Annotated in this window: 21 protein-coding genes; 18 read left to right on the plus strand and 3 right to left on the minus strand. The window is 72.3% G+C overall.

The window, feature by feature from the left end; all coding sequences use genetic code 11:
• The first annotated feature begins 128 nt into the window (after window positions 1-128).
• The 8 genes from infC (at window position 129) to IEZ07_RS28965 (ending at window position 7,720) form a co-directional block, all read left to right on the plus strand.
• Window positions 129-728 (plus strand): translation initiation factor IF-3, encoded by a 600-nt coding sequence (infC, locus tag IEZ07_RS28930; RefSeq protein WP_239320575.1) that lies wholly within the window; start codon window positions 129-131, stop codon window positions 726-728.
• 130 nt (window positions 729-858) lie between these two features.
• Entirely contained in the window at window positions 859-1,053 is a 195-nt protein-coding gene (gene rpmI / locus IEZ07_RS28935; RefSeq protein ID WP_068895367.1) for a 50S ribosomal protein L35, read from the plus strand.
• A 23-nt stretch (window positions 1,054-1,076) separates the two neighbouring features.
• Complete coding sequence (gene rplT, locus IEZ07_RS28940) at window positions 1,077-1,457, plus strand: 50S ribosomal protein L20 (protein ID WP_068895365.1); 381 nt, start codon at window positions 1,077-1,079, stop codon at window positions 1,455-1,457.
• Window positions 1,458-1,566: 109 nt separating this feature from the next.
• The gene (locus IEZ07_RS28945; RefSeq protein WP_068895364.1) at window positions 1,567-2,400 is read left to right on the plus strand and encodes a TrmH family RNA methyltransferase; all 834 of its coding nucleotides are present in this window, start codon (window positions 1,567-1,569) and stop codon (window positions 2,398-2,400) included.
• 50 nt (window positions 2,401-2,450) lie between these two features.
• Window positions 2,451-3,533: a sensor histidine kinase gene (locus IEZ07_RS28950; RefSeq protein WP_191897674.1), complete on the plus strand. Its 1,083-nt coding sequence runs from the start codon at window positions 2,451-2,453 to the stop codon at window positions 3,531-3,533.
• A gap of 209 nt (window positions 3,534-3,742) precedes the next feature.
• A complete protein-coding gene (pheS, locus tag IEZ07_RS28955; RefSeq protein WP_068896085.1) occupies window positions 3,743-4,792 on the plus strand; it encodes a phenylalanine--tRNA ligase subunit alpha in 1,050 nt (349 codons plus the stop codon).
• Window positions 4,792-7,323 (plus strand): phenylalanine--tRNA ligase subunit beta, encoded by a 2,532-nt coding sequence (pheT, locus tag IEZ07_RS28960; RefSeq protein ID WP_191897675.1) that lies wholly within the window; start codon window positions 4,792-4,794, stop codon window positions 7,321-7,323. Before pheS ends, pheT begins: the two co-directional genes overlap by 1 nt.
• Window positions 7,324-7,474: 151 nt before the next feature.
• Complete coding sequence (locus IEZ07_RS28965; protein WP_068895359.1) at window positions 7,475-7,720, plus strand: hypothetical protein; 246 nt, start codon at window positions 7,475-7,477, stop codon at window positions 7,718-7,720.
• Window positions 7,721-7,837: 117 nt separating this feature from the next.
• Here IEZ07_RS28965 and IEZ07_RS28970 read toward each other — a convergent pair whose 3' ends face one another.
• The 3 genes from IEZ07_RS28970 to IEZ07_RS28980 form a co-directional block, all read right to left on the minus strand.
• Window positions 7,838-8,416, minus strand: coding sequence for a Uma2 family endonuclease (locus tag IEZ07_RS28970; RefSeq protein WP_191897689.1), 579 nt, complete (start codon window positions 8,414-8,416; stop codon window positions 7,838-7,840).
• Between the two features lie 79 nt (window positions 8,417-8,495).
• Entirely contained in the window at window positions 8,496-9,758 is a 1,263-nt protein-coding gene (locus IEZ07_RS28975; RefSeq protein WP_191897676.1) for an MFS transporter, read from the minus strand.
• Window positions 9,759-9,972: 214 nt separating this feature from the next.
• A complete protein-coding gene (locus IEZ07_RS28980; protein ID WP_191897677.1) occupies window positions 9,973-11,634 on the minus strand; it encodes a class I adenylate-forming enzyme family protein in 1,662 nt (553 codons plus the stop codon).
• A 250-nt stretch (window positions 11,635-11,884) separates the two neighbouring features.
• Here IEZ07_RS28980 and argC point away from each other — a divergent pair, with 250 nt between their 5' ends.
• The 10 genes from argC (at window position 11,885) to tyrS (ending at window position 22,562) form a co-directional block, all read left to right on the plus strand.
• Window positions 11,885-12,928 carry an N-acetyl-gamma-glutamyl-phosphate reductase gene (argC, locus tag IEZ07_RS28985; protein ID WP_373868889.1) on the plus strand — a complete coding sequence of 348 codons (1,044 nt, stop codon included), beginning with the start codon at window positions 11,885-11,887 and terminating at the stop codon, window positions 12,926-12,928.
• Window positions 12,925-14,079, plus strand: coding sequence for a bifunctional glutamate N-acetyltransferase/amino-acid acetyltransferase ArgJ (gene argJ, locus IEZ07_RS28990; protein WP_191897678.1), 1,155 nt, complete (start codon window positions 12,925-12,927; stop codon window positions 14,077-14,079). Before argC ends, argJ begins: the two co-directional genes overlap by 4 nt.
• The gene (argB, locus tag IEZ07_RS28995) at window positions 14,076-15,029 is read left to right on the plus strand and encodes an acetylglutamate kinase (RefSeq protein WP_068895350.1); all 954 of its coding nucleotides are present in this window, start codon (window positions 14,076-14,078) and stop codon (window positions 15,027-15,029) included. The genes argJ and argB overlap by 4 nt, the downstream gene beginning before the upstream one ends.
• Complete coding sequence (locus IEZ07_RS29000; RefSeq protein ID WP_191897679.1) at window positions 15,026-16,204, plus strand: acetylornithine transaminase; 1,179 nt, start codon at window positions 15,026-15,028, stop codon at window positions 16,202-16,204. The genes argB and IEZ07_RS29000 overlap by 4 nt, the downstream gene beginning before the upstream one ends.
• On the plus strand, window positions 16,201-17,136 hold the full coding sequence (argF, locus tag IEZ07_RS29005; protein WP_191897680.1) for an ornithine carbamoyltransferase: 936 nt from the start codon (window positions 16,201-16,203) through the stop codon (window positions 17,134-17,136). Before IEZ07_RS29000 ends, argF begins: the two co-directional genes overlap by 4 nt.
• Entirely contained in the window at window positions 17,133-17,642 is a 510-nt protein-coding gene (locus tag IEZ07_RS29010) for an arginine repressor (protein WP_068895345.1), read from the plus strand. The genes argF and IEZ07_RS29010 overlap by 4 nt, the downstream gene beginning before the upstream one ends.
• A 66-nt stretch (window positions 17,643-17,708) precedes the next feature.
• On the plus strand, window positions 17,709-18,908 hold the full coding sequence (locus IEZ07_RS29015) for an argininosuccinate synthase (protein WP_191897681.1): 1,200 nt from the start codon (window positions 17,709-17,711) through the stop codon (window positions 18,906-18,908).
• A gap of 62 nt (window positions 18,909-18,970) precedes the next feature.
• Window positions 18,971-20,368 (plus strand): argininosuccinate lyase, encoded by a 1,398-nt coding sequence (gene argH, locus IEZ07_RS29020; RefSeq protein WP_153054137.1) that lies wholly within the window; start codon window positions 18,971-18,973, stop codon window positions 20,366-20,368.
• Window positions 20,350-21,165 (plus strand): DNA-3-methyladenine glycosylase, encoded by an 816-nt coding sequence (locus IEZ07_RS29025; RefSeq protein WP_191897682.1) that lies wholly within the window; start codon window positions 20,350-20,352, stop codon window positions 21,163-21,165. The genes argH and IEZ07_RS29025 overlap by 19 nt, the downstream gene beginning before the upstream one ends.
• A gap of 137 nt (window positions 21,166-21,302) precedes the next feature.
• Window positions 21,303-22,562, plus strand: a complete 1,260-nt coding sequence (tyrS, locus tag IEZ07_RS29030) for a tyrosine--tRNA ligase (protein WP_191897683.1) — start codon at window positions 21,303-21,305, stop codon at window positions 22,560-22,562.
• Window positions 22,563-22,908 lie beyond the last annotated feature (346 nt).

A 22,908-nucleotide genomic window follows, 5' to 3' on the forward strand; every position in this document is an offset into this window, starting at 1 on the left:
TTGACCAGGGCGCGCATGCGTGACCTCCCGGCACGATCGAGCACGTGGCAGTCGCCCGCCAGAGGGCGGCGGATCGCAACCTAGGAGGCCCCATCAGCGCCGAGCCCCGCATCAACGACCGTATTCGTGTGCCCGAGGTGCGCCTCGTCGGCCCGAACGGCGAACAGGTGGGCATCGTCTCCATCGGCGATGCTCTGAAGCTGGCTCAGGAGTCGGACCTCGACCTCGTCGAGGTCGCGGCGACGGCTCGCCCGCCTGTGTGCAAGCTCATGGACTACGGCAAGTTCAAGTACGAGTCGGCCATGAAGGCACGTGAGGCGCGCCGCAATCAGGCGTACACGATCATCAAGGAGATCAAGCTCCGGCCGAAGATCGACCCGCACGACTACGAGACCAAGAAGGGTCACGTGGTGCGGTTCCTCAAGGCCGGGGACAAGGTCAAGGTCACGATCATGTTCCGCGGCCGGGAGCAGTCCCGGCCCGAGCTGGGCTTCCGGCTCCTGCAGCGGCTGGCGGAGGACGTCACGGAGCTCGGCTTCGTGGAGTCCCAGCCCAAGCAGGACGGCCGAAACATGATCATGGTGATCGGCCCGCACAAGAAGAAGGCCGAGGCCAAGGCCGAGAAGGCGGCGGCCAAGGCCCAGCGCGGCGAAGAGGCTGCGGAGGGCGAGACGTCCGTCACGGACGAGTCGCCCGTCACCGACGAGGTGGCCGCTCCGCAGGAGTGACTCGCATAGCCTGAACGCTCAGGCAGCCGCGAGAAGAATCCGGGACCGGGTCCGGTCTCGCAGTCAGGCATGCCCTTGACTCGGGTCACCGGCCCGGGACATCGGCACGATCGAGGGAGATACGGCTGAGATGCCGAAGATGAAGACGCACAGCGGTGCGAAGAAGCGGTTCCGGCTCACCGGCTCGGGCAAGATCAAGCGCCGCCGCGCCAACCGCGCGCACTACAACGAGTGGAAGTCGTCCACCCTGACGCGCCGTCTCAAGCCCGAGGTCGTGCTCTCCGACGCCGACGCCAAGAAGATCAAGAAGCTGCTCGCTAAGTAACGATCCCGGGGAGATAGATACACATGGCACGCGTGAAGCGGGCGATCAACGCCAAGAAGAAGCGCAGGGTCGTTCTCGAGCGGGCGAGCGGTTACCGGGGCCAGCGGTCGCGTCTGTACCGCAAGGCCAAGGAGCAGATGCTCCACTCGATGACCTACGCCTACCGGGACCGCAAGGACCGCAAGGGCACCTTCCGCCGTCTCTGGATCCAGCGCATCAACGCCGCTGCCCGCCAGAACGGCATCACCTACAACCGGCTCATCCAGGGTCTGCGCCTGGCCTCCATCGAGGTCGACCGCAAGATCCTCGCCGACCTCGCGGTGAACGACGCCGCCACGTTCGCGACGCTGGTCGAGGCCGCCAAGAAGGCGCTCCCGGCCGACGTGAACGCGCCGGTCGCCTGAGGCCGGACACGGGTGGCCGGCCGGGTCCGGCCCCGTTGGAGAACGCGGTCCGCAGCGATCACGCTGCGGGCCGCGTTCGCATTCACGCGGGTTCTCTCGAGGGACGGGTATGGCGGGTTCTGAGCTGACGAACATCAAGTCGCCGCGGGTGAAGGCCGCGCGGCGGCTGACCAAGCGGGCCTTCCGGGACCGGGACCGGTCCTTCCTCGCCGAGGGGCCGCAGGCGGTCCGCGAGGCGCTGGCCCTGGACGACGTGGTGGTGGAGCTGTTCACCACGGCCGAGGCCGAACTGCGGCACGCCGAGATCGTCTTCGCGGCGAGGGCCGCCGGGATACCGGTCCTGCGGACCAGCGGGGAGGTCATGGCGGAGCTCGCCCAGACCGTCACCCCGCAGGGGCTGCTGGCGGTGTGCCGCTTCGTGCACGTGCCGCTGGAGCGCGCCGTCACCGCCGACGCCCGCCTGGTGGCCGTCCTCGCGCACGTCCGCGACCCCGGCAACGCCGGGACGGTGCTGCGCTCGGCCGACGCCGCCGGCGCCGACTCGGTGATCTTCACCGACGCCTCGGTCGACCCCTACAACGGCAAGTGCGTCCGGGCGAGCGCGGGCAGCCTGTTCCACCTCCCGGTCGCCACGGGGGCGCCGGTGGCGCAGGCCGTGGCGAAGCTCAAGGAGTCCGGCCTGCGGGTGCTCGCCGCGGACGGCGCGGGCAAGCAGACCCTGGACGACGTGGACCTGTCCGGGCCGACCGCGTGGATCTTCGGCAACGAGGCCTGGGGGCTGCCCGAGGAGCTCCTGCGGCTGGCGGACGACGTCGTCCGGGTGCCGATCTACGGAAGGGCCGAGAGCCTCAACCTCGCCACCGCGGCCGCGGTGTGTCTGTATGCATCTGCCCGGTTCCAGCGCGCCGGTTCGCCCTCCGCCCCCGGGCCGAGGCTGCCGTAGGACGCGGGAAACCCGCTATTGTCGGCCTTGGAGTCCGAGGAGGCGGGGTCGTGCACGGCGAACACACCGACGAGCGGGGCGCTGACTCCCCATGCGCGATCGGCGTCGACGACCTACCCGACGGCCTCGTGGTGACCGACCGCGACGGCCACGTGCTGACCGTCAACCGCGCCGCCGCCCGCCTGACCGGGATCATCCGGGAGCGGGCCGTCGGCCGCCACGTGCGGGACGTGTTCTCCCTGCAGGACCAGGACGGCCGCGACTGGTGGAAGTGGCTCGACCCGTACGGCGGGCTGCCCACCCGCACCCGCCAGCCCGAGCTCCCGCTGCGCACCCCGGGCGGCCAGGAGCTGCTCGTCGCCGCCCGGCTGGTGCGCAGGCCCGAGCGGGGCGGCGAGGTCGTCCGCGTGGTCGTCACGATGCGCGACGCCGGAGCCCGCGCCCGCCTGGAGCGCAGCCGCGCCGACCTGGTCTCCACCGTCGCCCACGAGCTCCGCTCCCCGCTGACCAGCGTCAAGGGGTTCACCGCCACGCTCCTGGCCAAGTGGTCGCGCTTCACCGACGACCAGAAGCTGGTCATGCTGGAGACGGTCAACGCCGACGCCGACCGGGTGACGCGCTTGATCACCGAACTGCTCGACGTGTCCCGCATCGAGTCGGGACGGCTGGAGATCCACCGGCAGGTGGTCGACCTGCCGGCCAGGGCGCGCCGGCTGATCGCCGGGCGGGTCGCGGCGGGGGAGCCGGAGGACCGCTTCCGGCTCCAGGTGGACGGCGAACTGCCCGAGACCTGGCTCGACCAGGACAAGATCGACCAGGTCCTGGCCAACCTGCTGGAAAACGCGGTGCGCCACGGCCGGGGTACGGTGACAATAGCCATGGAACCGAGCGAATGGGGAGTCACCGTGTCCGTCCGTGACCAGGGGGAGGGCATCCCGCCCGAGCTGGCCACGCGCGTGTTCCGGCAGTTCTGGCGGGGCAACGCCCGCCGCCGGGGCGGCACCGGGCTCGGCCTGTTCATCGTCAAGGGCCTGATCGAGGCCCACGGCGGCACCGTGTCCGTGCGGCGGGGCCCCGAAGGCGGGGCCGAGTTCCGATTTACCGTGCCCACCGGCACCCCCGACTTCGCCTGAACGGCGGAGGTGTGGCCCGGTGGGCACTCTGACGCCGGTCGTGCGCGCCGGTCCCGCGGCGCGGGATGATTTCCCCGGCCGCCCAGGGCTTCCCGGGCGGGGCACGACCGCTTCAGCGACTAGACTCGTGGCCGCTCAAGCCCTGGATTCGGAGCTCTCTCTTGTCTAACTACGACCCGGTCGAGGTGACGCCGCTGCACGCCGATGAGATGGCGCGCATGCAGGCCGAAGCGCTCGAAGCCGTCAAGGCTGCGCGCGACCTCGACGAACTCAAGCAGGTGCGGCTCGCCCACGCCGGTGACCGCTCACCGATCGCCCTGGCCAACCGCGAGATCGGCGCGCTGCCCCCGGCGGCCCGCGCCGAGGCGGGCAAGCGCGTGGGCGGCGCCCGCAAGGCCATCGCCGACGCCCTCGCCGAACGCCAGGCCCAGCTGGAGGCCGAGCGGGACGAACGGGTCCTCGTCGAGGAGACCGTCGACGTCACGCTCCCGTGGGACCGCCTCCCGCGGGGCGCCCGCCACCCGCTGACCACGCTGCAGGAGCGCATCGCCGACGCGTTCGTCGCGATGGGCTACGAGGTGGCGGAGGGGCCCGAGCTGGAAGGCGAGTGGTTCAACTTCGACGCGCTGAACATCTCACCCGACCACCCGGCGCGCTCGGAGCACGACACCTTCTTCGTGGAGTCGGTCGACTCGGGCAAGGTGCTGCGCACGCAGACCTCGCCGGTGCAGATCCGGGCGCTGCTCAGCCGGGAGCTGCCGGTCTACGTGATCTCGCCGGGCAAAGTGTTCCGCACCGACGAGCTCGACGCCACCCACACCCCGGTCTTCCACCAGATCGAGGGGCTGGCGGTCGACGAGGGCCTGACGATGGCCCATCTCAAGGGCACCCTGGACCGCTTCGCCGAGGTCATGTTCGGCAAGGGCATCACCACCCGGTTCCGGCCCAACTACTTCCCGTTCACCGAGCCGTCGGCCGAGATGGACCTGAAGTGCTTCGTCTGCCGCGGAGCCTCCGCGGTCCCGGGCAACCCGCCCTGCCGCACCTGCAAGTCCGAGGGCTGGATCGAGTGGGGCGGCTGCGGCATGGTCAACCCCCGGGTGCTCATCGCCTGCGGTGTGGACCCCGACCGCTACAGCGGCTTCGCGTTCGGCATGGGCGTCGAGCGCACCCTGATGTTCCGCCACAACGCCGAGGACATGCGCGACATGGTCGAGGGCGACGCCCGCTTCACGCTCCCGTTCGGGATGGAGGTCTGATGAAGGTCCCGCTTTCATGGCTGCGGGAGTATGTCGATCTCCCCGCCGTCACCGCCCACGAGGTCGCCGACAAGCTCACCGCGGCCGGGCTCAAGCTGGAGGCGATCACCTCCCACGGGCACGACGTCAAGAACGTCGTCGTCGGCGAGGTGCTCTCCATCGAAGAGCTCGAGGGCTTCAAGAAGCCCATCCGCCACTGCCAGGTCGAGGTGGGGGAGGCCGCGCCGCGCCAGATCGTGTGCGGCGCGACCAACTTCACCGCCGGCGACCGGGTGCCGGTCGTGCTGCCCGGCGGCGTGCTGCCCGGCGGGTTCGAGGTCGGTGCCCGCAAGACCTACGGGCGCATGTCCGAGGGCATGATCTGCTCCGAGCGCGAGCTGGGCCTGGGCGACGACCACGGCGGCATCATGCTGCTGCCCGCCGACACCCCCATCGGCGCGGACGTGGTCGAGCTGCTCGGCCTGCGCGAGGACGTCATCGAGCTGGAGATCACCCCGGACATCGGCTACGCGCTGTCCGTCCGGGGGGTGGCCCGCGAGGTCGCCACCGCCTTCGGCGTCGCCTTCCGCGACCCGGCCGACCTCTCCCCGCCCGCGGAGACCGGCCCGTCCCACCCGGCCTCGATCGCCGACCCGACCGCGTGCGACCGCTTCGTGCTGCGCGCGGTCCGCGGCTTCGACCCGCACGCCCCGAGCCCGTTCTGGATGCGGGCCCGGCTGACGCGCGCGGGCATGCGGCCGGTCTCGCTCGCCGTGGACGTCACCAACTACGTGATGCTCGAGCTCGGCCAGCCACTGCACGCCTTCGACGCGACGAAGCTCAGCGGTGAGATCGTGGTGCGCCGGGCGGAGCCGGGGGAGACCCTGGAGACGCTCGACCACGTCGTGCGCGCGCTCCACCCCGAGGACGTCCTGATCACCGACTCCTCGGGCGCCATCTCGATGGCCGGCACGATGGGCGGGCTGCACACCGAGATCTCCGACGACTCCACCGACATCGTCATCGAGGCCGCGCACTTCGCCCCCAGCGGGGTCGCGCGCATGTCCCGCCGCCACAACCTGGTCAGCGAGGCGTCCAAGCGCTTCGAGCGGGGCGTGGACCGGGAGCTGCCGCTGTACGCCTCCTGGCGGGCGGTGCGGCTCCTGGCGGAGCTGGGCGGCGGCACGATCCAGCCGGGCGTGACCTGCGCCGAGGTCGAGACCGAGCCGGTCCGGATCTCCATCCCGAGCGGCCACCCCGGCAGGGTCGCCGGGATGCGCTACGACCGCGGGACCGTGATCCGCCGCCTGGAGCAGGTCGGCTGCACGGTCACCGAGGGAGCCGACGCCGCCGAGGGAGCCGAGGCCGCCGACGGCCTGGCGGCCAGGCTCGCGGTGACCGGGGACGACATGCTGACGGTCGTCCCGCCCTCCTGGCGGCCCGACCTGACCGACCCCAACGACCTGGCGGAGGAGGTCATCCGGCTCGAGGGCTACGAGAACCTCCCCTCGGTCCTGCCCGCCGCCCCGGCGGGGGCCGGTCTCACCGAGGGTCAGCGGCTGCGCCGCCGGGTCGGCCGGGCGCTGGCGTCGGCCGGCTACGTCGAGGTCCTCGCCTACCCGTTCATGGGGGAGCGCGACCTCGACAACCTGCAGTTGCCCGTGGGCGACGCGCGCCGCCGCGCCGTACGGCTGGCCAACCCGCTGAGCGAGGACGAGCCGCTGATGCGGACCACGCTGCTGCCGGGCCTGCTGAAGACCCTGGTCCGCAACGTGGGCCGGGGTGCGGGCGACGTCGCGCTGTTCGAGACGGGCCTGGTCTACCGGCCCGCCGCGGACGCGCCGGCGACCGCGCCCGTGCTGGGCGTGGAGCGCCGGCCGACCGACGACGAGCTGGCCTCGATCGAGGCGGCGCTACCCGCGCAGCCCAGGCGGGTCGCGGTCGTGCTGGCCGGGGAGTTCGAGCGTTCCGGCTGGTGGGGCAAGGGCACCCCGGCCACCTGGGCGGACGCCGTGGAGGCCGCCCGCACGGTGGCCCGCGAGGCCGGGGCCTCGCTGGAAGTCCGCGCCGACCGGCACGAGCCCTGGCACCCGGGCCGCTGCGCCGCGCTGTACGCCGGGGAGACGCTCGTCGGGCACGCCGGCGAGCTGCACCCCCGCGTCGTCGAGGCGTACGGCCTGCCGCCGCGCACCTGCGCGATGGAGCTGGAGCTGACCGGGCTGGAGGCGTCGCTCTCCGGGCCGGTGGAGACCCCCGCGATCTCCGCCTACCCGGTCGCCACCCAGGACGTGGCGCTGATCGTCGACGCGGCCGTCCCGGTCGCCGAGGTCGAGGCGGCGCTGCGCGAGGGGGCCGGCGCGCTCCTGGAGGCGATCCGGTTGTTCGACGTCTACGCCGGTGCGCAGGTCGGCGAGGGCAACAAGTCCCTGGCCTACTCGCTGCGCTTCCGCGCGCCCGACCGGACGCTGACCGTCGAGGAGACCACCGCGGCCCGGGACGCGGCCGTGGCCCTCGCAGGTGAGCGCACCGGGGCGCGGCTCCGCGGCGCCTGACCGGAGAGCGGTCGGCGAAGGCCCCGGCGGGCGGTGTCCGCCGGGGCCTTCGCATGGGCGGGCACGGCGGTCATGATTTGCAGGGCGGCACGTCGCGCGGCCGCCCCGGCATCCGCCCCGCCGGACGGCGGGGCCGAGAGAGGGAAACGAGATGAGGCACCTGCTGGTGTTCGCCGACCGCGACGACGCCGAGGAGGTCGCGGAGACCGTGGCGGAGGAGTTCCCCGCCCTGGACCTGCCCGCCGTCGTGCGGGAGACCCTGGCGGGGGAGGACGACGCCGAGGACGCGCAGTGGCTGGCGGTGGTCGAGGACCCCGACGAGACGCTGTCCCCGGCCGACCTGGCCCGCCTGACCGAGCTGGCCGAGGAGTACGGCGGCTGGCGCGAGGCGGAGTGACCCCGGAACCGGGGTGCGGACGGGGTGAGGAGATCTCGGACCTGCCGGTGGAGCCGCCAGGTCCGGCATCGGAGTCCCCGGACGCCGGAGCAGGCGGCCGGCTCCGCCGCGGAGGCCTCAGAGACGGTCGATCTCCGTCAGGTCGACGTCGACGTCGAAGGGCGCGGAGAGCTTGAGCCGGTCGTGGTGGATGCCGGTGATCGCGTAGGCGCCGGTGACCTCGTCGAGCTCGTAGACGTGCACGACGGGGCGCCCGGAGTCGTTCTCCACGATCCAGAAGTGCGGGATCCCGGCCTCGGCGTAGAGCGACGGCTTGCGCTTGCGGTCGCGGTCTTTGGACTCGGGCGAGATCACCTCGACCACGAGCACGACGTCCTCGGCCCGGTAGAAGGTCTGCTCCGGCCCCTGCTCCGCCGCGGCCCGGATGACGCTCAGGTCGGGCTCGGGTCGCTGGGTCCTCCCCGTGACGACGCTCATCTCCCGGCGTACCCGGAGGTCACGCGGGAGAGTCCGGCGGAGACCGAAGACGAGAAGATCTACTGCTCGCATGTGGAAGGAAGCCTGAGGACTCACGAAGACCAAGCTTCCATCAATCAACTCTGTGTGCGCGGGCAGATCCGGAATGTGATCGAGGTCCTCCGCCGAGAAGCCCCCCGGCGGGGGGAACACCCACTCGGGCAGCGAAGGATGGCTCATCTCCACGCTCCAGGCCTCGGCTGTCATGGCGCCCAGCGTAGCAACCGCCACGCAGCGCGTCAGGGGCATCACTCAGTGGTCACGGCTTCGGAGTCCCGGCGAGCTCCTCGCGGCGGGTGCGCTCGCGGACGGCGTGCTCGTCGGTGCGGGCGTCGTAGTCGCGGAACTTCGGCAGCAGCCCGGCCAGGGCCGCGACGGCGCCCACGCAGAGCAGCCCGCCGGCGCCGAGGGAGAAGCGGGTGCCGCCGAGGTGGTCCATCAGGCCGGCGCGGGCGTTGCCCAGCATCGGTCCGCTGGTGTAGGAGAGCAGCTCGATCCCGGCCAGGCGGCCCCGGTAGGAGTCGGGGATGGTCTGGTTCCAGATGGTGGCCCGGAAGACACCGCTGATCATGTCGGCGGCCCCGGCCACGGCGAGGAAGGCCAGGATGCCCCACATGTTCGGCATGACGGCGGCCAGTGCCACCGCGGCGCCCCACACGAGGGCGGCGACGATCACGCCCAGGCCGTGCCGGTGGACGTGGTTGGTCCAGCCGGAGGTGACCGAGGCGATCAGCGAGCCGACGGCGGCGGCGGAGTAGAACAGGCCGAGCGCCTCGGGGCTGCCGACCTGGTCGGCGAGGAACGGGTAGAGCGCGGTGGAGAAGGCGAAGACCATCGCGGCGACGTCCACCAGGTAGGTGCCCATCAGGTCGGGGCGGCCCACGGCGTAGCGCACGCCCTCGACCATCGACCTGATCGAGGCGGCGGGCGCGTCCTCGGCCCGCGACGGCGCGTTCACCAGCCAGAGCAGCGCCAGCGAGACCAGGAAGGTGCCCAGGTTGATCGCGTAGGCGGCGGCGACGCCGTACGAGGCGGCGATCAGGCCGCTGAGGCCGGGGGCGATGATGGCGCCCAGGTTCCAGCGGAAGCTGCTCAGCGCGGCGGCGGCGGTCAGCTGGTCGTGCCGGACCACGCGCGGCATCAGCGACTCAAGGCTGGGGCGCTGCAGGCTGCCGAAGCCCGCCGACATCGCGCCGACCACGTACAGCACCCAGACCTGGGGCTCCGGCAGCAGGGCGTTGACCAGCAGGACCAGGATCGTCAGGCAGAGCCCGGCCTCGGTGTAGAGGATGATCTTCCGGCGGTCCAGGGCGTCCGCGATAGCCCCGCCCCACAGGCCGCAGACGACCATGGGCAGGAACTCGGCCGCGCTGACCAGGCCGACCGCCAGGGGCGAGCCGGTGAGCTCCTTCATCTGCAGCGGGACCGCGACGAGGGTGAGGAAGGTGCCGAACATCGTGACCACCCCCGACCCGAAGAGCAGCCGGAAGTCGCGGGAGTCGCGCAGGGGGCTCAGGTCCATCCGCAGATGGCGGAGGAAGGCGAGAAGCGAGCGATCAGGATTTTCGGGCACGAACAGCTAGTTTCGGTGCCGGGCCGCCCGAAGGCAAACCGATTTCGGCCGGTCCGGCGGCCGGTGGCGTCGGGTGAGCGGTCCGGCGCCGGGCGGACGCGGTGGGACCGCCCGGCGCCCGCGGCGCGGCGGCACCGTTCGGCGCCCGCCCGGAACGGCCGGCTCAGGAGCCCAGGACCTCCTTGCGGAGGTGGGTCTTGAGGATCTTGCCGCCGGGGTTGCGGGGCAGCTCGGCCTCGCGGATCCAGAAGCGCACCGGGACCTTGAACGCCGCGATCCGCTCGCGCAGGAACGCCTGGAGCTCCTCGGGGGCGACGGGGGACTTCAGCCGCACCACCGCGCCGACCTCCTCGCCGAGCTCGTCGTGAGGGATGCCGATCACCGCGGCGTCGTCCACCGCCGGGTGCTCGAACAGCGCGGCCTCCACCTCGGCGCAGTAGACGTTCTCCCCGCCGCGGATCACCATGTCCTTGGCCCGGTCCACGATGTAGACGAACCCGTCGGAGTCCACCCGGGCCAGGTCGCCGGTGTGCAGCCAGCCGCCCACGAAGGTCTCCGCGGTGGCCTCGGGCCGGTTCCAGTAGCCCAGGATGACGTTCGGGCCGCGCAGGCAGAGCTCGCCGACCTCGCCGGCGGGCAGCTCGTCGCCGAGCGGATCGGCGATCTTGACCTCGACCACGGGCATCGGCAGGCCGATGCTGTCGGGCCTGGCCGCGTAGTCCTGGCCGCTGTTGTTGATCGCCAGGGCGGTGGTCTCGGTCATGCCGTAGCCGTTGGACGGGGCCCGGCTGGGCAGCTGCTCGGTGATGCGCTCCAGCAGCTTGGGCGGGGCGGGCGCGCCGCCGTACCCGAGGGAGTTGAGGCTGGAGACGTCGTACTTGCCGAGGTCGGGGTGGGAGAGCAGCTGCCAGACGTTGGTGGGCACGCCGCTGAAGACGGTGACCTTCTCGCGCTCGATCAGCTCCAGCGCCCGCCCGGCGTCCCACTTGTACATCAGCACCAGGCCGCCGCCGCTGAACATCGTGGTGGTCATCACCGCGAAGCAGCCGGTGACGTGGAAGAGCGGCACGGTCAGCAGGGTGACGCGGCGCTGTCCGGCGGACTCGGCCGGGTCCTTGCCGGCCCTGACCACGGCGCGCAGCAGGCTGTAGGCCACCGTCAGCGGGGACTGGCCGACGTTGCGGTGGCTGCCGAGCGCTCCCTTGGGGACGCCGGTGGTGCCGGAGGTGTAGAAGATCGTGGCCGGGTCCTCCGGGGACAGCTCGACCGCGGGCAGGGTCGCGTCCGCCCCGGCCCCGCCCAGCACGTCCGCGAACGACCGGGCGCCCTCGGGGACCTCGCCGCGCGTCACGATCAGGGGCACGGCCGTCCCGGCCAGCTTCCCGGCGCGCTCGCCGTCGGCGATCAGCACCTTGGCACCGGAGTCCGACAGCCCGAACTCCAGCTCCTGCGTGGTCCACCAGGCGTTGAGCGGTACGGCGATCGCCCCGGCGGCCAGTACGGCGGAGAAGGAGACGACCCATTCGGGGTAGTTGCGCATGGCGATGGCGACCCGGTCGCCCTTGGCGACGCCGTACTCCTCCACCAGGCGCCGCGCCAGCGTGGCGGCCCGCCGGAAGTGCTCCTCGTAGGTGATGCGCTCGTCCTCGTAGACGAGGAAGACCTTGTCACCGTGGAACCTGCTCATCTCGAGGAGCGCCCGGAAGTGGCCGGGGGCGTGCTTCCAGGTCCTGACCGTGCCGCCGCGGCCGGGGACCTCTTCCATCTCGAAGAGCTGTCCGGGGCCGGTGAGCTGGGCCTGGACCTGGTCATGGGTGACAGTCATGCGTAACTACTCCCGGAATGTGGAAGGGCCGGAGACGTCACGATACCGACCGGTAGGTACGGGCAACAGTGCTGAAATCGCACTGGTCGCCGCGTACGCATGTTCATGCACAGGTGCCGGCTGCGTCACCCGCCCCCCGTACCATCCTGACCGGTGGGTCGAGCCCGAGAGGGCCGCTCGGTCCACTTGCATGGAAATCCTGGAAGATGCATACTCTTCCTAGCAAGCTTATGAGTGACATTGCATGACCATGCAGAGAGCGGGGAGCGGGATGAGAGCGGCGATCGCCGGTGCCAGTGGCTATGCCGGAGGCGAGCTCCTGCGCCTGCTGCTCGCCCACCCCGAGATCGAGATCGGCGCGCTGACCGCCGGGTCCAACGCCGGCACCGCGCTCGGCGCGCACCAGCCCCACCTGGCCCCGCTGGCCGACCGGGTCCTGCTGGACACCACCGCCGAGACCCTCGCCGGCCACGACCTCGTCTTCCTCGCCCTCCCGCACGGCCAGTCCGCCGCCATCGCCGGGCGGCTCGGCGACGACACCCTGGTCGTCGACTGCGGCGCCGACTTCCGCCTCGCCGACCCCGCCGCCTGGGAGCACTTCTACGGCGGCGCCCACGCCGGCACCTGGCCGTACGGCCTGCCCGAGCTGCCCGGCCAGCGCGAGCGGCTCCGGGGGGCGCGCAGGATCGCCGTCCCCGGCTGCTACCCCACGGCCGTCACCCTGGCGATGTTCCCCGCCCTGGCCGCCGGCCTGGCCGCACCCGACGTGGTCGTGGTCGCCGCCACCGGCACCAGCGGAGCGGGCAAGTCGCTCAAGCCGAACCTGCTGGGCAGCGAGGTCATGGGCTCGGTCAGCGCCTACGGCGTCGGCGGCGTCCACCGGCACACCCCCGAGATGGAGCAGAACCTCGGCGCCGTCGCGGGCCGGCCGGTGACGGTCTCCTTCACCCCGATGCTGGCCCCGATGAGCCGCGGCATCCTCGCCACCTGCACGGCCCCCGCCGCACCCGGCCTGTCCGCGCCGGCCCTGCGCGAGGCCTACGAGGCCGCCGCCAAGGACGAGCCCTTCCTGCGGCTGCTGCCCGAGGGGCAGTGGCCCGCCACCTCGATGACCCTCGGCGCCAACACCGCCGCCCTCCAGGTCGCCCTGGACGAGCGCGCCGGACGCGTCGTCGCCGTCATCGCCATCGACAACCTGACCAAGGGCACGGCGGGAGGCGCCATCCAGAGCGCCAACCTCGCGCTCGGCCTGTCCGAAGAGCTCGGCCTTCCCCTCAACGGAGTCGCCCCATGAGTGTGACCGCCCCCCTCGGTTTCCGGGCCGCGGGCATCGCCGCCGGCATCAAGTCCGGCGGAGCCCGCGACCTGGCCCTGATCGTCAACGACGGCCCCTCCCGCGCGGCGGCCGGCGTCTTCACCGCCAACCGGGTGAAGGCCGCCCCCGTGCTCTGGTCGGCGCAGGTCCTGTCCGGGGGCCGCGTGCACGCGGTCGTCCTCAACTCCGGCGGCGCCAACGCCTGCACCGGCCCGCTCGGCTTCCAGGACACCCACGCCACCGCGGAGAAGGTCGCCGCGGCGCTGGACGACTCCGCCGGAGAGGTCGCCGTCTGCTCCACCGGCCTGATCGGCGAGCGGCTCCCGATGGACGCGCTGCTCGGCGGCGTGGACACCGCCGTCACCCAGCTCAGCCGGGACGGCGGCCTGGCCGCCGCAGACGCCATCCGCACCACCGACACCGTCTCCAAGATCTCCTTCCGGCGGTCCGACGGCGGCTACACGGTCGGCGGCATGGCCAAGGGCGCCGGCATGCTCGCCCCGGGCCTGGCCACCATGCTCTGCGTGATCACCACCGACGCCGAGGTCGCCGCCGAGCAACTCGACGCGGTGCTCCGCGAGGCGACCCGGGTCACCTTCGACCGGCTCGACACCGACGGCTGCATGTCCACCAACGACACCGTGCTGCTGCTGGCCAGCGGCGCCTCCGGCATCGCCCCCGACCCCGCCGAGTTCGCCGAGCTGGTCCGCGCCGTCTGCGCCGACCTCGCCCGCCAGCTCCTGGTGGACGCCGAGGGCGCCACCAAGGCCATCGCCATCGAGGTCGTCGGCGCCGCCTCCGAGGACGACGCGGTCAAGGTCGGCCGGGCCGTCGCCCGTTCGAATCTCTTCAAGTGCGCCATCCACGGCGAGGACCCCAACTGGGGCCGGGTGCTCTCGGCGGTCGGCACCACCGACGCGGTCTTCGAGACCGAGCGGCTCAACGTCGCCATCAACGGCATCTGGATCTGCCGGGGCGGCGCCGCCGGAGACGACCGCTCCAAGGTGGACCTGCGCCCCCGCGACGTGACGATCACCGTCGACCTGTCGGCCGGGCCGCACTCGGCGACCGTGCACACCACGGACCTGACCGCCGCCTACGTCCACGAGAACTCGGCGTACTCCTCATGAGGACCTCCGAAGCCCTCTCCAAGGCCACCACGCTGATCGAGGCGCTGCCCTGGCTGGCCCGCTTCCACGGCGCGACCGTCGTCATCAAGTACGGCGGCAACGCGATGACCGAGGAGCACCTGCGGGAGAAGTTCGCCGACGACGTCGTCTTCCTGCGCTACGCCGGGCTCAAGCCCGTCATCGTGCACGGCGGCGGCCCCCAGATCAACGCCCACCTCGACCGGCTGGGCATCGAGTCCACCTTCACCGCCGGGCTCCGGGTCACCACCCCCGAGGCCATGCAGGTCGTCCGCATGGTCCTGGTCGGCCAGGTCAACCGCGACGTGGTCGGCCTGATCAACCGGCACGGCCCGTTCGCCATCGGCATGTCCGGCGAGGACGCCCACCTGTTCACCGCCGTGCGCAAGCACGCCGTCGTCGACGGTGAGCCGGTGGACATCGGCCAGGTCGGCGACATCGTCAAGGTCGAGGCCGGAGCCGTGCAGGCGCTGCTGGACGACGGCCGCATCCCCGTCGTCTCCTCGGTCGCCCGCGGCGAGGACGGCACCGTCTACAACGTCAACGCCGACACCGCCGCCGCGGCGCTCGCCGTGGCGCTGCAGGCCTCCAAACTGGTCGTCCTCACCGACGTCGAGGGCCTCTACCGCAACTGGCCGGAGAGCGACGAGGTGATCGACCGGCTCACCGCCAAGGAACTCGACGAGCTCCTGCCGAGCCTGTCCAGCGGCATGGTGCCCAAGATGGAGGCCTGCCTGGCCGCCGTCCAGGGCGGCGTGCCCCAGGCCCACGTGCTCGACGGGCGGGTGCCCCACTCGGTCCTGCTGGAGATCTTCACCGACCAGGGCGTCGGGACGATGGTGGTGCCCGACACCGCCGGGGCGGTGGCCGTGCCGAACCTGGTCAAGCGCAGGCTGACCGCCACCATCAGACTGAACGGGAGCGACACATGAGCCTGCGCGAGCGGTTCGAAGCGGCGTTCATGCCCAACTACGGCGTGCCCCCCGTGGCGCTGGCGCGCGGCGAGGGCTGCACGGTGTGGGACGCCGACGGCAACGCCTACCTGGACCTGATCGGCGGCATCGCGGTCAGCTCCCTCGGCCACGCCCACCCCGCGCTGGTCGAGGCCGTCTCCAGGCAGGTCGCCACGATCGCGCACACCAGCAACCTGTTCCTGCACGAGCCCGAGGTGCTGCTCGCCGAGCGCCTGCTCGGCCTGCTCGGCGGCCAGGGCCGGGTGTTCTTCGCCAACTCCGGCACCGAGGCCAACGAGTGCGCCTTCAAGCTGGCCCTCAAGCACGGCAAGGCGAACGGCCGGACCTACTTCGTGGCCGCCGAGAACGGCTTCCACGGCCGGACCATCGGCGCCCTCTCGCTGACCGGCAAGGCCGCCATCCGCGACCAGTTCGGCCCGTTCCCGGTCGACGTGCGCTTCGTCCAGTACGGCGACGCCGACGCGCTGAAGAACGCCGTCACCGACGAGTGCGCGGCCGTCTTCCTGGAGCCCACCCAGGGCGAGGCCGGGGTCGTGCCCCCGCCGGACGGCTACTTCGCCGCCGCCAGGGAGATCTGCACCGCGGCCGGGGCCCTGCTGGTCGCCGACGAGATCCAGTCCGCGATCGGCCGGACCGGGCACTGGTTCGCCCACCAGCACGAGGGCGTCCTGCCCGACGTCCTCACCCTGGCCAAGGGCCTCGGCGGCGGCCTGCCGATCGGCGCCTGCGTCGGCTTCGGCCCGGCCGCCACGATCTTCGCCAAGGGCGACCACGGCTCCACCTTCGGCGGCAACCCCGTCTCCGCCGCCGCCGCGCTCGCCGTACTCGACACGATCGAGGCCGACGGCCTGCTGGAGCACGTCCGCACGGTCGGCGCCGAGTTCGCCGCCGGCCTCGCCGCGGTCGGCCACCCGCTGCTCGGCGGCGTGCGCGGCCGGGGCCTGTGGCTGGCGCTCGTGCTCACCGCCGACCGCTCCGCCCAGGTCCAGCAGGCCGCGCAGCGCGCCGGCTTCCTGGTCAACGCCCTCCAGCCCGACGCGGTACGGCTCGCGCCCCCGCTGATCATCACGTCCGAGCAGGCCGCGGCCTTCACCGCCGCGCTTCCCGCGATCCTTGACGAGGCCTCCGCATGACCAGGCACTTCCTCCGCGACGACGACCTCCTCCCCGCCGAGCAGGCCGAGGTCCTCGACCTGGCCGAGGCGATGAAGAAGGACCCGTACGGCTACCGTCCCTTCGCGGGCCCGCAGACCGTCGCCGTCCTGTTCGACAAGCACTCCACCCGGACCCGCGTCTCCTTCGCCGTCGGCATCGGCGAGCTGGGCGGCCTGCCCCTGGTGATCGACGCCGGCTCCTCCCAGATGGGCCGCGGCGAGTCGATCGAGGACACCGCCAAGGTGCTGGAGCGCCAGGTCGGCGCGATCGTGTGGCGGACCTTCGGGCAGGAGAGGATCGAGGCCATGGCCTCCGCCTCCTCCGTTCCGGTGGTGAACGCGCTCACCGACGAGTTCCACCCCTGCCAGATCCTCGCCGACCTGCAGACCGTCCGGGAGGAGTTCGGCCGCACCGCCGGCCTCACCCTGGCCTACTACGGCGACGGCGCCAACAACATGGCCCACTCCTACCTGCTCGGCGGGGCCACGGCAGGGATGGACGTGCGGATCTGCGCGCCCGAGGGCCACCGGCCCGACCCGGCGGTGCTCGCGCGGGCCGCCGGGATCGGCGAGGCGACCGGCGCCCGGGTCTCCGTGACGGCCGACCCGCTGGAGGCCGCCGCCGGAGCCCACGTGGTCGCCACCGACACCTGGGTCTCCATGGGCCAGGAGGAGGGCAAGGACGAGCGGATCGCCGCGCTCATGCCGTACCAGGTCGGCGCCGAGGTGATGGCCGCCGCCGCGGACGACGCGATCGTGCTGCACTGCCTGCCCGCCTACCGGGGCCTGGAGATCGCGGCGGAGGTCCTCGACGGGCCCCGCAGCCGCGTGTGGGACCAGGCGGAGAACCGCCGGCACGCGCAGAAGGCCGTCCTGCACTGGCTGGCCGAGCAGAGCAGGCGACCCGCATGACCATCCCCATGACCAAGGTGGCCCGCCAGGCGCGCATCACCGAGCTGCTCCAGCGGCGGGCGGTGCGGTCCCAGCCGGAGCTCGCCAGGCTCCTGGCCGAGAGCGGGGTCGAGGTCACCCAGGCCACCCTCTCCCGCGACCTGGACGAGCTCGGCGCGCTGAAGCTGCGCGCCGAGGACGGCTCCCTGGTCTACGCCCTGCCGGGCGAGGGCGGCGGCCGGATTCCGCCGCACCGGCTGGGCAACGGCGGCGAGTCCCCGGCGGCCAGGCTCGGCCGCCTCGCCGAGGAGCTCCTCGTAGCCGCCGACGCGTCCGCCAACCTGGTGATCGCCCGCACCCCGCCGGGCGCCGCGCAGTTCCTCGCCTCCGCCATCGACCACGCCGGCTGGGAGTCCATCCTCGGCACCGTGGCCGGGGACGACACGATCCTCGTGATCAGCCGCGACCCGATGGGCGGGGCGGCGGTCGCCGAGGCCCTGCTGCGCCTCGCCGACCGGCGCGGTTAGCCCGCCCCCGGCGGGCCGCTCCGGTCACCCGAACCACCCCGCAGACTTTCCCGAAAGAGAGCAACCATGACTGACCGGGTCGTACTCGCCTTCTCCGGCGGCCTCGACACCTCCGTCGCCATCCCGTTCCTCGCCGAGAAGACCGGCGCCGAGGTCATCGCCGTGGCCGTCGACGTCGGCCAGGGCGGCGAGGACATGGAGGTCGTCCGCAAGCGGGCCATCGACTGCGGGGCCGTCGAGTCCGTCGTCGTCGACGCCCGCGAGGAGTTCGCCGCCGACTTCTGCGTGCCCGCCCTGCAGGCCAACGCCCTCTACATGGACCGCTACCCGCTGGTCTCCGCGCTCTCCCGGCCCCTGATCGTCAAGCACCTGGCCGCCGCGGCCAAGGAGTTCGGCGGCACGCACGTCTCGCACGGCTGCACCGGCAAGGGCAACGACCAGGTCCGCTTCGAGGCCGGCCTGGCCGCGCTCTTCCCCGAGCTGAAGGTCATCGCCCCCGCCCGCGACTACGCGTGGACCCGCGACAAGGCGATCGCCTACGCCGAGCAGAAGAACCTCCCGATCGAGACCACGAAGAAGAACCCGTACTCGATCGACCAGAACATCTGGGGCCGCGCCGTCGAGACCGGCTTCTTGGAGGACATCTGGAACGGCCCGACCGAGGACGTCTACTCCTACACCGCCGACCCCGCCGAGCCGCGCGAGGCCGACGAAGTGATCATCAGCTTCGTCGAGGGCGTCCCGGTGGCGCTCGACGGGCGGCACCTGACCCCGTTCCAGATCATCGCCGAGCTCAACCGGCGGGCGGGCGCCCAGGGCGTCGGCCGGCTCGACATGGTCGAGGACCGGCTCGTCGGCATCAAGTCCCGCGAGGTCTACGAGGCGCCCGGCGCGATCACCCTGATCACCGCGCACATGGAGCTGGAGAACGTCACCGTCGAGCGGGACCTGGCCCGGTTCAAGCGCTCGGTGGACCAGCGCTGGGGCGAGCTCGTCTACGACGGCCTGTGGTTCTCCCCGCTCAAGAAGGCCCTCGACACCTTCATAGCCGAGGCCCAGCGGCACGTCACCGGCGAGATCCGGATGACCCTGCACGGCGGCCGGGCCACCGTCACCGGGCGGCGCTCCGAGACCTCGCTGTACGACTTCAACCTCGCCACCTACGACACCGGCGACACCTTCGACCAGTCCCTCGCCAAGGGATTCGTCGAGTTGTGGAGCCTTCCTTCGAAGATCGCGGCCGCTAGGGACGCCCGCCAGGTCTGATTGGGCTATGGTCGCGGATTGAACTGGGAGGGAGAAGAACGGTGACTGATGGTGGCAAGCCGATGCGGCTCTGGGGCGGCCGGTTTGAGGGGGGTCCGGCCGACGCGCTGACCAGGCTCTCGGTGAGCGTGCACTTCGACTGGCGGCTGGTGCCGTACGACCTGCTCGCCTCGCGGGCGCACGCGCGGGTGCTGCACCGCGCGGGGCTGCTCACCGAGGAGGAGCTGGAGCGCATGATCGGCGCTCTGGACGACCTGGAGCGGGCCTGCAAGGCGGGCGAGTTCCGGCCGACCGTGGCCGACGAGGACGTGCACACCGCGCTGGAGCGCGGACTGCTGGAGCGCCTCGGCACGCTCGGCGGCAAGCTGCGCGCCGGACGCAGCCGCAACGACCAGGTCGCCACAGACCTCCGGCTCTACCTCCGCGACCACGTCCGGCACATCGTCTCGCGCCTGGTCGAGCTGGAGACCGCGCTGATGAGCCAGGCCGAGGAGCACGCCGAGACGGCGGCGCCGGGCATGACCCACCTCCAGCACGCGCAGCCGGTCTCCTTCGGCCACCAGCTGCTCGCGCACGTCCACGCCTTCGCCCGCGACATCGACCGGCTGCGCGACTGGGACCGCCGCGCGGCCGTCTCCCCGCTCGGCTCCGGCGCGCTGGCGGGCTCGTCGCTCCCGCTCGACCCGCAGGCGGTCGCCGCCGAGCTGGGCTTCGACTCGGCCGCGCCGAACTCGATGGACGCGGTCGCCGACCGCGACTTCGCCGCGGAGTTCCTGTTCTGCGCCGCGATGATCGGTACGCACCTGTCGCGGCTGGGCGAGGAGATCGTCCTGTGGGCCTCGCAGGAGTTCCGCTGGATCGAGATGGACGACGCCTACTCCACCGGCTCGTCGATCATGCCGCAGAAGAAGAATCCGGACGTCGCCGAGCTCGCCCGGGGCAAGAGCGGCCGCCTCATCGGCAACCTGATGTCGATGCTGACGACGCTCAAGGGCCTGCCGCTGACCTACAACCGGGACCTGCAGGAGGACAAGGAGCCGGTGTTCGACTCCGTCGACACCCTGCTGCTCGTCCTGCCCGCCATGGCCGGGCTGGTCGCCACCATGCGGGTCAACACCGCCAAGCTGGAGGCCTCGGCGCCCGACGGGTTCGCCCTCGCCACCGACCTGGCCGAACTGCTGGTCCGCAGGGGCGTGCCGTTCCGCGAGGCGCACGAGGCGGTCGGTCACCTGGTCGTCTGGTGCCAGGTGAACGACAAGGACCTCGACGAGCTCACCGACGAGGAGCTCGCCAAGGTCTCGCCGCACTTCACGCCCGACTCGCGCGAGGTCCTGTCGGTGCCGGGCGCGCTGGCGGCCCGCAAGGCCCACGGCGGCACCGCCCCCGACCGGGTCCGCGACCAGCTCATCGCCCTGCGCGAGGCCGTCGACGCCCAGGCAGCATGGGCGATCGGAGACTGACCGCCCCCGGCGGGGCCGACGGGTCCGGCGATCACCCGCTCGCCGGGACCGCCGCCGGCCGCACCGACGGGCCGGGCGGGCCGGACGGCTCCGGTGCGCCCGCGTCCGATGCGCCCGGAGGGCATCCGCTCGCCCGGACCGCGCCGCTGGGCCGGGACTTCTTCGACCGGCCCGCGCACGAGGTCGCTCCCGACCTGCTGGGCCGGGTGCTCGTGCACGGGCCGGTCGCGCTGCGCCTGACCGAGGTGGAGGCGTACGGCCTGCCGGGACAGGACCCGGCGGCCCACACCTACCGCGGCCTGACCCCGCGCAACGCGGTGATGTTCGGCCCGCCCGGCCACCTGTACGTCTACTTCACGTACGGCATGCACTTCTGCGCCAATCTCGTCTGCCTCCCCGAGGGCATGGGATCGGGCGTGCTGCTGCGGGCCGGCGAGGTGATCGACGGGACCGGGGAGGCGCTCGCCCGCCGGGGCGCGGGCCGGGCCGTCTCCGGACGCGACCTCGCCCGAGGGCCCGCCCGGCTGGCGATGGCGCTCGGCTTCGGCCGCGAGCACAACGGGCTCGACGCCTGCTCCGCGGGGCCGCCGGGACCCTCCGGGAGGCTCGCCGTACTCGAGGGAGACCCGCCCGGACCCGGCCTGGTCCGGTCGGGGCCACGCACCGGGGTGTCGTCGGGCAAGGAGACACCCTGGCGCTTCTGGATCGACGGGGACGCGACAGTCTCCCCGTACCGGGTGCACGTCCCGCGCCGCCCGCGGGGCACCGCCGACCCGGCGGGGAACGGGCCCCGGTGAGCCGTCCGTGCCCTCCGTGCCGTCCTGCCGTTTTGAAGCCGCGGTGACGCGGCGGTTCCGAGTGGCGCAACGGTGCCGGGATCGGGCAGGCTGTAGGCGAAGCCGTGAATGACCCAACGAGCATGAAAGCAAGGATCGTGACCGACATTCTGGATGACCTCGCCTGGCGCGGCCTGATCGCGCAGTCCACCGACATCGACGCCCTGAGGGCGGCGATGGCCGAGGGTCCGATCACGGTCTATTGCGGCTTCGACCCGACCGCGCCCTCGCTCCACGTCGGCAACCTGGTCCCGCTGCTGACCCTGGCCCGGCTGCAGAAGGCGGGCCACCGGGCCATCGGCCTGGTGGGCGGTGCGACGGGCCTGATCGGCGACCCGAGCGGGCGCAGCACGGAGCGCTCGCTCAACTCCTCCGACGTCGTCGCCGAGTGGGTGGCACGCATCCGGGTCCAGGTGGAGAGGTTCCTCGACTTCTCCGACGAGTCGCGCGGGATCCTCGTCAGCAACCTCGACTGGACCGCGGGCATGTCCGCCATCGACTTCCTGCGCGACGTCGGCAAGCACTTCCCGGTGAACCGCATGCTCGCCCGGGAGTCGGTGTCCGCCCGGCTGGGCGGTGAGGGACTCAGCTACACCGAGTTCAGCTACCAGATCCTGCAGGCCAACGACTACCTGGAGCTGTACCGCCGGCACGGCTGCGCGCTGCAGATCGGCGGCAGCGACCAGTGGGGCAACATCACCGCGGGCACCGACCTCGTCCGCCGGGTGACCGGCGGCCACGTGCACGCGCTGACGGTGCCGCTGATCACCAAGGCGGACGGCACCAAGTTCGGCAAGACCGCCGGCGGCGCCGTCTGGCTCAACCCGGAGATGACGTCGCCGTACGCGTTCTACCAGTTCTGGCTGAACGCCGACGACCGCGACGTGGTGAAGTTCCTCAAGATCTACAGCTTCCGGTCCCGCGAGGAGATCGAGGAGCTGGAGAAGGCCGCGGCCGAGCGACCGGCGGCCCGGGAGGCGCAGCGCGCGCTCGCCGAGGAGTTGACCACGCTGCTGCACGGCGCGGACGAGTGCGCCGCGGTGATAGCGGCGTCGGCGGCGCTGTTCGGCAGGGGCTCGCTGGACGAGCTGCCGTCGCACACGCTGGGAGCCGCCCTGGCGGAGGTGCCCCGTATGGAGGTGTCCGCGCTCGGGATCCCGTTCGTCGACCTCCTGGCGGGGAGCGGGCTGGTGGAGTCCAAGTCCGCCGCCCGCCGTGCCGTCAAGGAGGGCGGTGCGTACCTCAACAACGTGAAGGTCGTCGACGAGGCCTACGTGCCGGCCTCCTCGGACCTGCTGCACGGGCGCTACCTGGTCCTGCGCCGCGGTAAGAGGTTCGGCGCAGTCGAGGTCGTCTGACCCTCCGGCTCGTACGGTGAACGCCCCGGCTCCGGCCGGGGCGTTCGTCGTACGGCGGGTAACGTTCCGGTAGCGATGAGGGCAGGGTTCTCCCATGTGCCCTCCTGACCTGCGGATTCAGCGTATCCCGTGGATTTGACGATGCTCCGGAGGCGACCTAAGGTTCTCAATGCCCCGAGAGCGGGCCGGACGCCGGATCGGCGGACGGGCCTCGGGGAGACCCCAACGAACAAGACTCGGCCTCCGGCCGTGTTCCCGTCACCGGAAAACCGGTTGATTGGACATGAACGGGATGTCGAGGTAAGTTAGAGGGGTTGCCCCGGAAACGGGGCGGTTCCGGTCGGAC

The organism is Planomonospora parontospora (assembly GCA_014647935.1).
In the GTDB taxonomy this organism is placed as follows: Bacteria; Actinomycetota; Actinomycetes; order Streptosporangiales; family Streptosporangiaceae; genus Planomonospora; species Planomonospora parontospora.